The organism is Rhodococcus opacus (assembly GCF_012396235.1).
Lineage (GTDB): Bacteria > Actinomycetota > Actinomycetes > Mycobacteriales > Mycobacteriaceae > Rhodococcus_F > Rhodococcus_F opacus.
This window is the reverse complement of the sequence record NZ_JAAXPA010000010.1, coordinates 244,533-259,121: the sequence shown is the minus strand read 5'-3', so window position 1 is coordinate 259,121 and position 14,589 is coordinate 244,533. Positions and strand designations below refer to the sequence as shown.

Below are 14,589 nucleotides of genomic sequence, written 5' to 3'. Positions count from 1 at the left end.
CGATCGAGCACCTCGCCGCGCTGCGCGCGATCCCCGGCCTGTACGTCGTGCGACCCGGCGACGCCAACGAGACCGCCCACGCCTGGCGCGCCGTCCTCGAGAAGGGCGCCGACGAGGCCACCCGCGCTCCCGCCGGCCTCGCCCTGACCCGCCAGGACCTACCCGTCCTCGAGGGCACCAGCTACGAGGGTGTCTCCCGCGGCGGCTACGTCCTCGCCGACGCCTCCACCGGCGCACCGGAGGTCGTGCTCATCGGCACCGGGTCCGAGCTGCAGCTCGCCGTCGCCGCCCGCGAAACCCTCGAGGCCGACGGCATCCCCACCCGGGTCGTGTCCATGCCGTGCGTCGAATGGTTCGACGCCCAGGACCAGGCCTACCGCGACGGCGTCCTCCCCCCGACGGTCAAGGCGCGGGTCTCCGTCGAAGCCGGCATCGCCATGCCCTGGCACCGCTTCGTCGGCGACGCAGGCGAAATCGTCTCCATCGAGCACTTCGGCGCCTCCGCCGACTACAAGACCCTGTTCCGCGAGTTCGGCTTCACCGCCGAAGCCGTCACCGCCGCCGCACAGCGCTCACTCGCACGCGTGAAGGGATAGACAGCCATGACTCAGAACCCCAACCTCCAGAAGCTCTCCGAAGCAGGCGTGTCGGTGTGGCTCGACGACCTCTCCCGTGACCGCATCGAGTCCGGCAACCTCGCCGAACTCATCGCGACCAAGTCCGTCGTCGGTGTCACCACCAACCCGTCGATCTTCCAGGCCGCACTCAGCAAGGGCCACGTCTACGACGCACAGGTCCGGGAGCTCGCCGAGCGCGGTGCCGACGTCGAGGCCACCATCCGCACGGTGACCACCGACGACGTGCGCGCCGCCTGCGACGTCCTCGCCCCGCAGTTCGAGGCGAGCCACGGCGTCGACGGCCGGGTCTCCATCGAGGTCGACCCGCGCCTCGCGCACGACGCCGACAAGACCGTCGCGCAGGCCGTCGAACTGTGGAAGATCGTCGACCGCCCGAACCTGTTCATCAAGATCCCGGCCACCGAGGCCGGTATCCCGGCCATCGCCAAGGTGCTCGGTGAGGGCATCAGCGTCAACGTCACGCTGATTTTCTCCGTGGAACGCTACGAACTCGTCATGGGCGCCTACCTGGACGGCCTCGAGGCCGCGAAGGCGGCCGGTCACGACCTGTCCCGCATCCACTCGGTGGCCTCGTTCTTCGTCTCCCGCGTCGACACGGAGATCGACAAGCGGCTCGACAAGATCGGCACCCCTGAGGCGCTCGCGCTGCGCGGCAAGGCGGCGCTCGCCAACGCCCGTCTCGCGTACGCCGCCTACCAGCAGGTCTTCGAGGTGCAGCCGCGGTTCCAGGGTCTGCTGTCCGACGGTGCGCGCCCGCAGCGCGCGCTCTGGGCGTCGACCGGAGTCAAGAACCCCGACTACCCCGACACCCTGTACGTCGCCGAACTGGTGGCTCCGAACACGGTGAACACGATGCCGGAGAAGACTCTCGACGCGTTCGCCGATCACGGTGAGGTCGCCGGCGACACGGTGTCCGGCACCGCGGTCGAGTCGCAGCAGGTGTTCGACAAGCTCAGCGCCGTCGGCATCGATCTCACCGACGTGTTCAAGGTCCTCGAGGACGAGGGCGTCGACAAGTTCGAGGTGTCCTGGACCGAGCTTCTGGAGGCCACCGCGGAGCAGCTGCGCGCAGCAGGGCAGAAGAGCTGATACGTGAGCGAGCCCGCAGCGTCAGACGATTGGGTCAATCCACTCCGCGACGGTAGGGACAAGCGCCTACCACGCATCGCCGGGCCCTGTGCGCTGGTGATCTTCGGTGTCACCGGCGACCTGGCCCGGCGCAAGTTGATGCCCGCCATCTACGATCTGGCCAATCGTGGTCTTCTGCCGCCCGGGTTCGCTCTCGTCGGGTTCGCCCGCAGGGATTGGTCGGACGAGGACTTCGGCAAGATCGTCCACGATGCCGTCCGCGACCATTCCCGCACCCCGTTCCGGGAGGACGTCTGGGAGCGACTGTCGGAGGGCCTGCGTTTCGTCAAGGGCACCTTCGACGACCCGGCGGCCTTCCAGGAACTGGCCAACACTCTCGGGACGCTGGAACGCGAACGCGGGACCGGCGGCAATCACGGGTTCTATCTCGCGATTCCGCCGGACGCGTTCCCGGTCGTCCTGAAGCAGCTGTCCGAAGCCGGTCTCGCGCAGTCGAACGACGACCAGTGGCGTCGGGTGGTCATCGAGAAGCCGTTCGGTCACGACCTCGAGAGCGCACGTGAGCTCAACGCGGTCGTGAACGAGGTCTTCCCGGAGGACACGGTCTTCCGGATCGACCACTACCTCGGCAAGGAAACCGTCCAGAACATCCTGGCGTTGCGCTTCGCGAACCAGTTGTTCGATCCGATCTGGAACGCCCACTACGTGGATCACGTCCAGATCACCATGGCCGAAGACATCGGTCTCGGTGGACGCGCCGGGTACTACGACGGCATCGGGGCGGCACGCGACGTCATCCAGAATCACCTGCTGCAACTCCTCGCGTTCACCGCGATGGAGGAGCCGATCAGCTTCGAACCGTCCGAGTTGCAGGCGGAGAAGATCAAGGTGCTCTCCGCCACCAGGCTCGCCCAGCCGCTCGACGAGACCACCGCGCGCGGGCAGTACGCGGGCGGCTGGCAGGGCGGTACCCGGGTGGTCGGACTGCTGGAGGAGGAAGGGTTCTCAAAGGACTCCACCACGGAGACGTTCGCGGCCATCACCCTCGAGGTCGACACCCGCCGCTGGGCGGGGGTGCCGTTCTACCTCCGCACCGGGAAGCGGCTCGGACGTCGGGTCACCGAGATCGCCGTGATCTTCAAGCGCGCACCGCATCTGCCGTTCGATCAGACCATGACCGAGGAACTGGGGCAGAACGCCCTCGTCATCCGGGTGCAGCCGGACGAGGGTGTGACCATGAGGTTCGGGTCCAAGGTGCCGGGGTCGAGCATGGAAGTCCGCGACGTCAACATGGACTTCAGCTACGGTCAGGCGTTCACGGAGTCGTCGCCCGAGGCGTATGAGCGCCTCATCCTCGACGTGCTCCTCGGTGAGCCCTCGCTGTTCCCCGTGAACGCCGAGGTGGAACTGTCCTGGGAAATCCTCGACTCCGTGCTCGAGCACTGGGCCGCGGACGGCAGGCCGGAACCGTACGAGGCCGGCACGTGGGGCCCGCCGTCGGCAGACGAAATGATGCACCGCACCGGTCGCGAATGGAGAAGGCCGTAGATGATCACCGACATTCCCGCGACCACCACCGGGCAGGTCAACAAGAAACTGGTGGAGCTGCGCAAGACCGGCGGCGCGGTGACCCTGGGACGAGTACTCACGCTGGTGGTGTGCACCCGCGACAGTGAGTACTCGGAGGACATCATCGACGCCGCCAACGAGGCGAGCCGGGAGCATCCGTGCCGGGTCATCGTCGTCGCCTGGGGGTCCCGTGACGCGGAACCCCGCCTGGACGCGCAGATCCGCGTCGGCGGCGACGCCGGCGCGTCGGAGGTCGTCGTGCTCCGCCTGTTCGGCGAGCTCGCCGACCACGAGAGCAGCGTGGTGGTGCCGTTCCTCCTCCCCGACACTCCCGTCGTCGTGTGGTGGCCGGAGACCGCCCCGGAGGTTCCCGCCGAGGATCCGGTGGGCAAGCTCGCGATCCGGCGGATCACCGACGCGACCGATCGCGCGGATCCGGCTGCGGAGATCAAGAGCCGTCTGGCGTCGTACTCGTCCGGTGACTCGGACCTGGCCTGGAGTCGCATCACCTACTGGCGTGCGCTCCTGACCTCGGCCGTCGACCAGCCGCCGCACTCGCCGATCACGTCGGCGGTGGTGTCCGGACTGGTGGACGAACCCGCCGTCGACATGATCGCGGGGTGGTTGGCGAGCCGCGTCGACGTCCCGGTCACCCGGCGGGTCGGCCCGTTGTTCGTGGAGATCAACTTCGCCGACGGTGGTGCGTTGACCATCAGCCGCCCCCAGACGGGTACCACGGCGACGCTGTCACGCACCGGCAAGCCCGATGCGCGGGTCGCGCTCCGCAGGCGGGAAACGAGCGAGTGCCTGGCCGAAGAACTACGCAGACTCGACCCCGACGAGGTCTACGAGACCGCGCTCGCCGGGCTGACGAAGGTGACGTATGAGTGACATCCACGTAGAGGTCCACCCCGACACCGACACGCTGGTGACGAAGGCCGCGGAGCGGTTCGTCGACACCGTCGTCGCCGCCCAGAAGGACCGCGGCACGGCGTCGGTGGTCCTCACCGGCGGCGGCACCGGGATCGGCCTGCTCGAGAAGGTCCGGGAGAACCCGGGCGACATCGACTGGCGTGCGATCGACATCTTCTGGGGTGACGAACGCTTCCTGCCGGCCGGCGACCCGGAACGCAACGACGTGCAGGCGCGGGCCGCGCTGCTCGACCACGTCGACGTCGATCCCGACCGGGTGCACACCATGCCCGTCGCGGACGGCATCTACGAGAACGATCCGGAGGCGGCCGCCGTCGCGTATGCGCAGGTACTCGGGGCGCATGCCGGCGGCAAGCAGGTCCCGGTGTTCGATGTCCACCTGCTCGGCATGGGGGGTGAGGGACACGTCAATTCGCTGTTCCCCGACACCGACGCGGTCCGCGAGGAGCACCGGTTCGTGGTCGCGGTGACGGACTCCCCCAAGCCGCCGCCGGTGCGGGTCACGCTGACCCTGCCCGCCGTCCGGCACGCCGACGAGGTGTGGCTGGTCGTGTCGGGTGACGCGAAGGCCGAGGCCGTGGCCGCCGCCATCGCGGGCGCTCCCCCCGTCGAGATCCCGGCGTCCGGGGCCCGCGGGCTGTCCGCGACCCGGTGGCTGCTCGACACGTCGGCCGCGTCCCGGCTGCCGAACTGACGCTCTTATCCGACGGGGTCCTCGTCGTCCGCCGGTAACCCGGCGGGCGACCGAGGGTCCTGCTCGACCGGTGACCGGGTGACCCGGCAGTCGGTGACGATCCGACCGGCACGACGCGGAAACGCCGTGCTCGTCCCCCGCCGTCCGATTCCCCCGCGCCAATAGTCCGGGTTGCCCGCGCAGCGTCTCATCCGTCGCCCCAATTCGTCTCGGAAACGTTCGTGCTCTTTCCCGTTTTGACGCAGCGACGGACGGTTCGGTTCCCCCGCCCCGCAAGAAAGTTCACGCAAATCTCACGGGGCGCGGGAACCCGTCCGGCTACCCGCTGTTGCGCAGCGCGGTCGCCAGCCCGTTCATCGTGAGCTGGATGCCGCGGCGCGTCTGATCACTGTCGTCCCCGGCCCGGTAGCGGCGCAGCAGTTCCACCTGCAGGTGGTTGAGGGGCTCGAGGTACGGGAACCGGTTGTGCACCGACCTCTCCAGACCGGGGTTGTCGGCGAACAGGGTGTCGTTCCCGGTGATCGCCTTGTACATCCGGATCGTCCGCTCGTGTTCCTCGGCGATCTTGCCGAACACCCGTCGGCGGAGTTCCTCGTCGGGAACCAGCTCCGCGTAGCGGGCGGCGAGGCCCATGTCGGACTTCGACATCACCATGGCCAGGTTCGACAGCACGGTCCGGAAGAACGGCCACTTCGCGTACAGGCGGGACAGTGTGGCCACCCTCTCGGGGTCGCCCTGCGTCCATTCCTCGAACGCCGCACCCGTGCCGTACCACCCGGGCAGCATGACCCGGGACTGACTCCACGACAACACCCACGGGATGGCCCGGAGGTCGGAGATGGACGTGGTCTGCTTCCGTGAGGCGGGCCGGCTGCCGATGTTGAGGGCCCCGATCTCCGCGACCGGAGTCGACATCTCGAAGTACTCCACGAATCCGGGTGTCTCGTGCACCAATTCGCCATAGGCGCGGCGGGCCAGCGCAGCGAGCTCGTCGAGGATGCGGTACGCAGGTTCGGCGTCGTCGCCAAGTCCCTCGACGTCGAGCAGGGTGGCTTCGAGGGTCGCGGCGAGTAGCGTTTCGAGATTGCGTTGCGCGAGGCGGGGTTCCGCGTACTTGGCGGCGATCACCTCGCCCTGTTCGGTGATCCGCAGCGAGCCGGCCACCGCGCCGGGCGGTTGCGCCAGGATCGCCTCGTAGCTGGGGCCGCCGCCGCGACCCACGGTGCCGCCGCGACCGTGGAAGAGCCGCAACCGGATTCCCGTCTTGCGTGCGGCGTCCACCAGATCCAGCTCGGCGCGGTACAGCGCCCAGTTGGCCGCCAGGTAGCCGCCGTCCTTGTTGGAGTCGGAGTACCCGAGCATCACTTCCTGGGAGTCGCCGCGCGAGGTCACCAGCGCCCGGTAGATCGGCACCTCCAGGGTGGCTTCGAGGGTGGCGGCACCCTGCTGCAAGTCCTCGATCGTCTCGAACAGCGGCACGATGCCCACCGGACAGGACGGGGCCTCCCCTGATCCGGGGTCGAGCAAGCCCACCTCCTTCAGCAGCACCGCGGCCTCGAGCATGTCACTGACGGAGGTGCACATGCTGATGATGTAGTTGGGCACGGCACCCGCACCGAGTGTCCGGACCGCGTCGGCGCCGGCCTGGAGAATGGCGAGCTCCTTCGCGGTCAGCTCGCTGAACTTCGCGTTCGCGGTGGTCAGTGGGCGCCGGGTCGACAGCTCCGCCGACAGCAGCTCCACCCGCTCGTCCTCGGACAGCGACGGGTAGTCGGCGTGCACGCCCGCCCACGCCAGCAGCTCGGCGACGACGGTCTCGTGCACGTCCGAGTTCTGCCGCATGTCGAGACCGGAGAGGTGGAAACCGAACACCGCCACCGAATCCCGCAGGTTCGCCAGCCCGTCGTCGGCGATGGTGCCGTCGCCACCACGCCGCAGGGAGTCGTCGACGATGTCGAGTTCGTCGAGCATCTGCCGCGGGGTGTCGTACGGTGCGAGCCCGAGGTCGAGCCCGTGATCGGGTGCCTCACCGAGAATGCGGTGCGCGGTGGCCGTGAGACGCCCCCGGATGCCCCGCACCGCGCGCCGGTAGGGTTCGTCGGCGCGGAACGGGGAATCGTCCTGCGACGCCGCGGCCAGGAGGTCGAGCCCGGGGGTGACGGTGACGAGGCGAGCCGACATCGACAGTTCGCGCTCGAGCGTCTCGAGTTCGCCGAGGTGATGCTCGAGGGCGGTGGCCGCGGCACGGGTGGTGGCCTGCCGAACCACCTCGTCGGTGACGTAGGGGTTGCCGTCGCGGTCTCCGCCGATCCACGACCCGGGACGCAGAATCGGTTCCCCGCCCAGATCCGCGTCCGGCCACCGCGACCGCAGGGCAGTGCGCAGTTCGGCGTTGATCTTCGGGACGACCTCGAACAGTGCCGCGTCGTAGTACCGCAGCCCGACCTCGATCTCGTCCTGGATCCGCAACCGCGACAACCGGATCAGTGCGGTCTGCCAGAGGGTGAGGATCTGCCGCCGCAGCCGGACGTCGACGTCGGCCGTCTCGGTCTCGGTCAGGGCGGTGCGCTCGCGGTAGCGCATCAGTTCCGTGATCCGGGACTGGGTTTCGAACACCGTCCGGCGGCGGGTCTCGGTGGGATGGGCGGTGATGACCGGCGACACGAGCGCCCCGCGCAACGCGTCCGCGACGACGGCGCTGTCGAGGTGCGCGGCGTCGAGTTTGGCGAACGTGGCGGTCAGGGTGCTGTCGGGGGCGGGTTCACCGGCGGCGACGTGGACGGCACGCCGGCGTTCGCGGTGGATGTCCTCGGCAAGATTGGCCAGGAGAGCGAAGTGGCTGAAGGCCCGGATGACGGGAATGGTGTCGCTCGTGGAGACCTGGGTGAACATGTCCGCCAGATCCGCGCGGTCGATCTCGGAACGACGAACCCGGAACGATTCGACCCTGGCCTTCTCGACGAGGTCGAAGACGCCGTCCCCGGCCTGTTCCCGCACTATCTGACCGAGGATGCCGCCCAGGAGCCGAATGTCTTCGCGAAGTGGTTCAGTGGCCTCACGTGGGGTTTCGATCATGCATCCAGTATCGACCGGTGACGGCCCGTCTGCATGGTGAAGCAGATCAGCCGAACTTGATCTCCAGGCCGATGCCGATGATGGCGATCAACCAGATCAGGCCGGTGAAGACGGTGAGCCGGTCGAGGTTCTTCTCGACCACGGTGGAACCGGACAGGCTCGACTGGACACCGCCGCCGAACAGGCTGGACAGACCGCCGCCCTTACCGCGGTGCAGCAGCACCAGCAGAATCAGCAGCAAGCTGGTGACCACCAGCAAGATATCCAGGAACAGTTCCATGTCTGTCTACGTCCACCCATCCAGTAGGAACAACAACGACCTCGTACACCCTACAGGCGCTCCGCGCCCGTGCGCCTTTCCGGTACCTACAGCTACCGGAAAGGCGCACGGGCGCCGAAGGCGCCTTACGGCAGAGGTCCGCCCGCGGCGATCGCCGACAGCGTGGCGAACTCGTCAGCCTTCAGCGAGGCGCCGCCCACCAGTGCGCCGTCCACATCCGTCTGACCGACGATCTCGCCGACGTTCTTGGCGTTGACGCTGCCGCCGTACAGAACGCGGACACCGGACGCGACGTCCGGCGAGGCGAGCTCACCGAGCGTGGCGCGGATCGCGGCGCACACTTCCTGCGCATCCGCGGCACTGGCCACGCGGCCGGTTCCGATGGCCCACACCGGCTCGTACGCGATGACGACCTTGGCGACGTCCTCGGCGGACAGTCCGGCGAGCGAGCCCCGCAACTGCTCGACGTTGTAGGACACGTGCTCGCCGGCCTCACGGACGTCGAGACCCTCACCGATGCAGACGATCGGGGTGATCCCGTTCTTCAGCGCGGCCTTGGTCTTGGCCAGCACGGTGTCGTTGTCCTCGCAGTGCAGGGTCCGGCGCTCCGAGTGCCCGACGACGACGAACGTGCAGCCCAGCTTGGCCAGCATGGAGCCGCTGATCTCGCCGGTGTACGCACCCGAATCGTGGGCCGACACGTCCTGCGCACCGTAGGTGAGCAGGAGCTTGTCGCCCTCGACGAGGGTCTGCACGCTGCGGATGTCGGTGAACGGCGGGATCACCGTCACGTCGACCTTGTCGAAGTACTTCGCCGGGAGCGAGAAGGCGATCTTCTGAACCAGCGCGATGGCCTCGAGATGGTTCAGATTCATCTTCCAGTTGCCGGCGATCAGCGGCTTCCGTGCCATGTCTCAGGCCTCCAGAACTGCGATGCCGGGGAGTTCCTTGCCCTCGAGGTACTCGAGGGAGGCGCCGCCACCGGTGGAGATGTGCGAGAACCCGTCCTCGGGCAGACCGAGCTGGCGCACCGCCGCGGCGGAGTCACCGCCACCGACGACGCTGTACGCGCCCTTCCCGGTGGCCTCGATGATCGCCTCGGCGACACCCTTGGTGCCCGCGGCGAACTTCGCGAACTCGAACACACCCATCGGGCCGTTCCAGAACACGGTCTTCGCGCTGGTCAGGATCGCCGCGAACCGGCGAACCGACTGCGGTCCGATGTCGAGACCCATCCAGCCGTCCGGGATCTCGAGCACGGAAACGATCTTCGACTCGGCGTCGGCCGAGAACGAATCGGCGATGACCACGTCCTGCGGAATGTGGATCACGTCGGCGTACTGCTCGAGCAGCGCCTTGCACGTGTCGATCATCGACTCCTCGCACAGCGAGTTGCCGACCGACACGCCCTGCGCCGCCAGGAACGTGTAGTACATGCCGCCACCGATGACGAGGGTGTCGACCTTGGGGGCCAGCGCCTCGATCACCGCGAGCTTGTCCGACACCTTGGACCCACCCAGCACGACCGCGTACGGCCGCTCGGGCTCCTCGGTGAGCTTGCCGAGCACCTTGATCTCGGCTTCGACGAGCCTGCCCGCGTAATGCGGGAGCAGCTTGGCCACCTCGTACACCGACGCCTGCGCGCGGTGCACGACACCGAACCCGTCGGACACGAACGCGCCGTCGTCGCCGACGAGCTCGACCAGGGCCTTGGCGAGCTTCGTCCGCTCGGCCTCGTCCTTGCTGGTCTCCCGCGGATCGAAGCGGATGTTCTCCAGCAGGAGAACGTCGCCGTCCGTGAGCCCCTCGGCACGTGCCAGAGCGTCCTGCCCGACGACGTCGCCGGCGAGCTGGACGTTGCGTCCCAGCACCTCGGCGAGCTTCACCGCGACCGGTGCGAGGGAGTACTGCGGGTCGGGCTCACCCTTGGGGCGACCCAGATGGGCGGTGACGATGACCTTGGCGCCCGCCTCCGCCAACGCCTTCAGCGTCGGCGCGGAAGCGATGATGCGCCCGGGATCGGTGATCCGGTCACCGTCGAGCGGAACGTTGAGGTCGGAGCGCACCAGCACGGCGCGCCCCTCGACCCCAGCGTTCAGCAGGTCGTCGAGAGTCTGAACTGCCACTGTTACCGGACCTTCGCTCAGAGAGACTTGGCGACGAGACCGATGAGGTCGGCCAGACGGTTGGAGTAACCCCACTCGTTGTCGTACCAGGACACGATCTTGGCCTGATCGTCGATGACCTTGGTGAGGCCGGAGTCGAAGATCGAGCTGTGCGGGTCGGTGACGATATCGGACGACACGATCGGAGCGTCCGTGTACTTCAGGATGCCCTTGAGCGGTCCCTCGGCGGCAGCCTTCATCGCGGCATTGATGTCCTCGACGCTGGCCGACTTCTTCAGGTTCGCGGTGAGGTCGGTGACCGAGCCCGTGGGGATCGGGACGCGCAGCGCGTAGCCGTCCAGCTTGCCGAGCAGCTGCGGGAGGACCAGGCCGATGGCCTTGGCGGCACCGGTGCCCGTGGGGACCACGTTCAGTGCGGCGGCGCGGGCGCGACGCAGGTCGCTGTGCGGGCCGTCCTGCAGGTTCTGGTCCTGGGTGTAGGCGTGGACCGTGGTCATGAGGCCCTTGACGATACCGAACTCGTCGTCGAGCACCTTGGCGATGGGGCCGAGGCAGTTGGTGGTGCACGAGGCGTTGGAGATGATGTTCTGGCTGCCGTCGTACTTGTCGTCGTTGACGCCCATCACGATGGTGATGTCCTCGCCCTTGGCCGGGGCGGAGATGATGACCTTCTTGGCGCCGGCCTCGAGGTGGCCCTTCGCCTTGGCTGCGTCGGTGAAGATGCCGGTGGACTCGACGACGACGTCGACGCCCAGGTCACCCCACGGAAGCGCCGCGGGCCCTTCCTTGATGGCGAGTGCCTTGATCTTCTGGTTTCCGACGACGATGGTGTCCTCACCCTCGAGCGAGACGTCGTGCGGGAGACGACCCAGGATGGAGTCGTACTTCAGGAGATGCGCCAGCGTAGCGTTGTCCGTGAGGTCGTTGACCGCCACAATCTCGATGTCGGTGGTTCCGAGCGCCTTCTGCGCGTCCACCGCCCTGAAGAAGTTACGTCCGATACGGCCGAAACCGTTTACGCCTACCCGGACAGTCACAATCTGCTCCTTTGCGCATGATTCTGGTTGTGCAGCTCTGCTCCCGCGCCGCTACGACACCACCGACGGGTGGTCGGCGCGAGGGTTCATCGGTCGATGTGGCTCTAACCCTAGTGCGCGGGCCACGCGCGCGCGCAGTCACCTCCGGCACCCGTTTCCGGGCCGCCCCGACCCGAACGAACGGGACGCTCGTTCGATCTGACGCAACGAGCGTCCCGTTCGTCCGGGAGTGGGGGTGGTGCGAGGGGACCGCCGACGACGGTCAGGCGTCGTCGAGAAGGTCTGCGGTGACGGCCGACTCGGTGTCGGGGATGCCGGTTTCCTTTGCCTTGCGGTCCGCCATCGACAGCAACCGCCGGATGCGGCCGGCGACGGCGTCCTTCGTCATCGGCGGATCGGCGAGCTGGCCGAGTTCCTCGAGGGACGCCTGCCGGTGCTCCACCCGGAGGTGACCGGCCGCCGCCAGATGGTCGGGAACCTCGTCACCCAGGATGTCGAGGGCCCGCTCGACGCGGGCAGCGGCCGCGACGGCCGCCCGCGCGGACCGGCGCAGGTTGGCGTCGTCGAAGTTGGCGAGCCGGTTGGCGGTGGCACGGACCTCCCGGCGCATGCGACGTTCCTCCCACACGAGGCGGGTGTCCTGGGCGCCCATCCGGGTGAGCAGTGCGCCGATGGCCTCGCCGTCGCGGATCACCACCCGGTCGGTGCCACGGACCTCGCGGGCCTTCGCCGAGATGCCCAGCCGGCGCGCCGCCCCGACGAGCGCGAGCGCCGCCTCCGGGCCGGGGCAGCTGACCTCGAGCGCCGACGACCGACCCGGCTCGGTCAGCGAACCGTGCGCCAGGAACGCGCCGCGCCACGCGGCTTCCGCGTCGGCAACGCTGCCACCGACGACCTGCGCGGGAAGCCCGCGCACCGGGCGCCCCCGCAGGTCCAGGAGACCGGTCTGGCGGGCGAGTGCCTCGCCCTCCTTCGCGACCCGCACGATGTAGCGGGACGACTTGCGCAGCCCGCCCGCGCTGAGAACGTGGACGTCGGCGCTGTACGTGAACAGGTCGAAGATCTCGCGGCGCAACCGGCGGGCCGTGGACCCCAGATCCACTTCTGCCTCGACCACGACCCGGCCACCGACGATGTGCAATCCCCCGGCGAACCGCAGCAGCGACGAGACCTCGGCCTTCCGGCAACTCACATGAGTGACGACGAGACGACTGAGTTCGTCTTTGACCTCTGCTGTCATTGCCACGAAGCGCTCTCCCTTTCCTCTGGTGTCCCGGCCACTTCGCTCCCCCGAGACCCCGCATCGGGGTCGCTCCAGAGCTGTTCGAGAACGGACGCAAGTTTTCCTGCATGGTGCGTGTGGGTGCCGTGCTCCGACACGTCGGCGTACACGACGCGTGCCTGGAACTGTCCGGCGGCGCGGGCGAGGTGCTCGCGCTCGCGCCCCGGTGGCACCGAACCCGAATCGACAACGACGAAGTCGACGGTGAGTTCGGGTGCGTGTTGGGACAGTACGTGCAGATGACGCTCGGTGGAGAATCCTGCCGTCTCGCCCGGCTCCGGAGCCAGGTTGAGCACCAGCACCTTCCGCGCGGCGGTGGCGATCAGCGTGTCGAGGAGTTCCGGCACGAGGACGTGCGGGATGACGCTGGAGAACCACGACCCCGGGCCGAGGACGACCATGTCGGCGACGTCGATAGCCCGGACCGCGTCCGGGCATGCGGGCGGATTCGCCGGCAGCAGCCGCACGCGGCGCACCTTGCCGGGGGTGGTCGCGACCGCGACCTGACCGCGGATGCAGCGGCTGACCCGCGGGTCCGCCTCGAGACCCTGCACGTCGGCTTCGATGTCCAGGGCGATCGGCGACATCGGCAGCACGCGCCCGTTGATCCGCAGCAGCCGCGCGAGTTCGTCCAGCGCGGCGACGGGGTCGCCGAGCACTTCGGTGAGGCCGGCCAGGATGAGATTGCCCACCGAGTGGCCGGCGAGGGCGCCGATTCCGCCGAATCGGTGCTGGATGGTGTCCGTCCAGTCCTGCACCTCGGGGTCGTCCGCGGCGAGTGCGGCGAGCGCCATCCGCAGATCCCCCGGCGGGATGACGCCGAGTTCGGCGCGCAGCCGTCCCGAGGATCCGCCGTCGTCCGCGACGGTGACGACGGCCGTGACGTCACGGCTGAGCCGGCGCGCGGCACTGAGGGTGGCGAACAGCCCGTGGCCCCCGCCGAGCGCGACGATCGCAGGCGGCTGGTGCACCGGCCTCATTCGCGCCCCAGATCACGATGGACGACACGCACGTTCAGCCCGGAGTCCTGTCCGAGGCGGCTGGCCAAGGCCTCCGACATCGCGACACTCCGGTGTTTCCCTCCGGTGCATCCCACCGCGATGGTCATGTAGCGCTTCCCCTCCCGACGATATCCCGCGATCGTCAGATCCAGCAGGTGGTGATATGTGGCGAGATAGTCCTCGGCACCGTCCTGCGACAACACGTAGTCCCGCACGTCCGCACTCTGCCCGGTGTGCGGACGCAACTCGGGAATCCAGTGCGGGTTGGGCAGGAAGCGGACGTCGCAGACGAGATCGGCGTCCATCGGAAGACCGTACTTGAAACCGAACGACTGGACTGTTACTTGCATGGTCCGGTTCTCGGCGTCGCCGAACGCGTCCTCGATCTTCTGCCGCAACTGGTGGGCGGCGAGGGACGACGTGTCGATCACCAGATCCGCGGCGGCCTTCACCTTCGCGAGCTGATCGCGCTCGGCGGCGATGCCCTCCGACAGGGTGCCCTCGGCGCCTCCCCCCGACAGCGGGTGACTGCGGCGCACCTGCTCGAAACGGCGCACCAGGACCTCGTCCGACGCGTCGAGGTACAGCACCCGCGTGTGCACGGGTTTGCTCTCCAGTTCGGTGAGGACCCAGCCGAGGTCGCCGGTGAACAACCGGCTGCGCACGTCGATGACGACGGCGAGCCGCTCGAGCCGCGAATCGGATTCCAGGCTCAGATCCACCATCCGGGAAATCAGTTCCGGGGGAAGGTTGTCCGCGACGTACCACCCGAGGTCCTCGAGGACCTTCGCCGCCGTCTGCAGACCCGCCCCGGAGAGCCCGGTGACGAGAAGGAAGTCCATCGGCCGGACCGTGGGTGGACGGT

General features: G+C 68.4%; 13 protein-coding genes. 5 read left to right on the top strand and 8 right to left on the bottom strand.

The window, feature by feature from the left end:
• The 5 genes from HGB39_RS16420 to pgl form a co-directional block, all read left to right on the top strand.
• On the top strand, positions 1 to 596 hold a 596-nt coding region (locus HGB39_RS16420), incomplete at its 5' end, for a transketolase-like TK C-terminal-containing protein (protein WP_281729906.1).
• A gap of 6 nt (positions 597 to 602) precedes the next feature.
• Complete coding sequence (tal, locus tag HGB39_RS16415; RefSeq protein WP_005573327.1) at positions 603 to 1,727, top strand: transaldolase; 1,125 nt, start codon at positions 603 to 605, stop codon at positions 1,725 to 1,727.
• Between the two features lie 3 nt (positions 1,728 to 1,730).
• Positions 1,731 to 3,275, top strand: a complete 1,545-nt coding sequence (zwf, locus tag HGB39_RS16410) for a glucose-6-phosphate dehydrogenase (RefSeq protein WP_064080808.1) — start codon at positions 1,731 to 1,733, stop codon at positions 3,273 to 3,275.
• The gene (gene opcA, locus HGB39_RS16405) at positions 3,276 to 4,187 is read left to right on the top strand and encodes a glucose-6-phosphate dehydrogenase assembly protein OpcA (RefSeq protein WP_009480448.1); all 912 of its coding nucleotides are present in this window, start codon (positions 3,276 to 3,278) and stop codon (positions 4,185 to 4,187) included. It begins immediately after the preceding gene.
• Positions 4,180 to 4,923 carry a 6-phosphogluconolactonase gene (gene pgl, locus HGB39_RS16400; protein WP_005564790.1) on the top strand — a complete coding sequence of 248 codons (744 nt, stop codon included), beginning with the start codon at positions 4,180 to 4,182 and terminating at the stop codon, positions 4,921 to 4,923. Before opcA ends, pgl begins: the two co-directional genes overlap by 8 nt.
• A 318-nt stretch (positions 4,924 to 5,241) precedes the next feature.
• Here pgl and ppc read toward each other — a convergent pair whose 3' ends face one another.
• The 8 genes from ppc to rapZ all read right to left on the bottom strand — a co-directional run bounded on the left by ppc (position 5,242) and on the right by rapZ (position 14,566).
• Positions 5,242 to 7,998 (bottom strand): phosphoenolpyruvate carboxylase, encoded by a 2,757-nt coding sequence (gene ppc, locus HGB39_RS16395; RefSeq protein WP_005564788.1) that lies wholly within the window; start codon positions 7,996 to 7,998, stop codon positions 5,242 to 5,244.
• 46 nt (positions 7,999 to 8,044) lie between these two features.
• The gene (gene secG / locus HGB39_RS16390; RefSeq protein WP_005241788.1) at positions 8,045 to 8,278 is read right to left on the bottom strand and encodes a preprotein translocase subunit SecG; all 234 of its coding nucleotides are present in this window, start codon (positions 8,276 to 8,278) and stop codon (positions 8,045 to 8,047) included.
• 125 nt (positions 8,279 to 8,403) lie between these two features.
• Complete coding sequence (tpiA, locus tag HGB39_RS16385) at positions 8,404 to 9,189, bottom strand: triose-phosphate isomerase (RefSeq protein WP_005262267.1); 786 nt, start codon at positions 9,187 to 9,189, stop codon at positions 8,404 to 8,406.
• Positions 9,190 to 9,192: 3 nt separating this feature from the next.
• Positions 9,193 to 10,404, bottom strand: coding sequence for a phosphoglycerate kinase (locus tag HGB39_RS16380; protein WP_005564784.1), 1,212 nt, complete (start codon positions 10,402 to 10,404; stop codon positions 9,193 to 9,195).
• A gap of 17 nt (positions 10,405 to 10,421) precedes the next feature.
• Positions 10,422 to 11,441: a type I glyceraldehyde-3-phosphate dehydrogenase gene (gap, locus tag HGB39_RS16375; protein WP_005241784.1), complete on the bottom strand. Its 1,020-nt coding sequence runs from the start codon at positions 11,439 to 11,441 to the stop codon at positions 10,422 to 10,424.
• A gap of 262 nt (positions 11,442 to 11,703) precedes the next feature.
• The gene (gene whiA, locus HGB39_RS16370) at positions 11,704 to 12,687 is read right to left on the bottom strand and encodes a DNA-binding protein WhiA (RefSeq protein WP_005262275.1); all 984 of its coding nucleotides are present in this window, start codon (positions 12,685 to 12,687) and stop codon (positions 11,704 to 11,706) included.
• A complete protein-coding gene (locus HGB39_RS16365) occupies positions 12,678 to 13,703 on the bottom strand; it encodes a gluconeogenesis factor YvcK family protein (RefSeq protein WP_037206106.1) in 1,026 nt (341 codons plus the stop codon). The genes whiA and HGB39_RS16365 overlap by 10 nt, the downstream gene beginning before the upstream one ends.
• Positions 13,700 to 14,566: an RNase adapter RapZ gene (gene rapZ / locus HGB39_RS16360; RefSeq protein ID WP_050998569.1), complete on the bottom strand. Its 867-nt coding sequence runs from the start codon at positions 14,564 to 14,566 to the stop codon at positions 13,700 to 13,702. The genes HGB39_RS16365 and rapZ overlap by 4 nt, the downstream gene beginning before the upstream one ends.
• Positions 14,567 to 14,589: the final 23 nt, after the last annotated feature.

Excerpts from the sequence above, each read along its gene's own strand:
- HGB39_RS16365 (WP_037206106.1), bottom strand. The coding sequence starts at position 13,703 with ATGAGGCCGGTGCACCAGCCGCCTGCGATCGTCGCGCTCGGCGGGGGC.
- pgl (WP_005564790.1), top strand. The coding sequence starts at position 4,180 with ATGAGTGACATCCACGTAGAGGTCCACCCCGACACCGACACGCTGGTG.
- opcA (WP_009480448.1), top strand. The coding sequence starts at position 3,276 with ATGATCACCGACATTCCCGCGACCACCACCGGGCAGGTCAACAAGAAA.
- tal (WP_005573327.1), top strand. The coding sequence starts at position 603 with ATGACTCAGAACCCCAACCTCCAGAAGCTCTCCGAAGCAGGCGTGTCG.
- rapZ (WP_050998569.1), bottom strand. The coding sequence starts at position 14,566 with ATGGACTTCCTTCTCGTCACCGGGCTCTCCGGGGCGGGTCTGCAGACG.
- secG (WP_005241788.1), bottom strand. The coding sequence starts at position 8,278 with ATGGAACTGTTCCTGGATATCTTGCTGGTGGTCACCAGCTTGCTGCTG.
- ppc (WP_005564788.1), bottom strand. The coding sequence starts at position 7,998 with ATGATCGAAACCCCACGTGAGGCCACTGAACCACTTCGCGAAGACATT.
- tpiA (WP_005262267.1), bottom strand. The coding sequence starts at position 9,189 with ATGGCACGGAAGCCGCTGATCGCCGGCAACTGGAAGATGAATCTGAAC.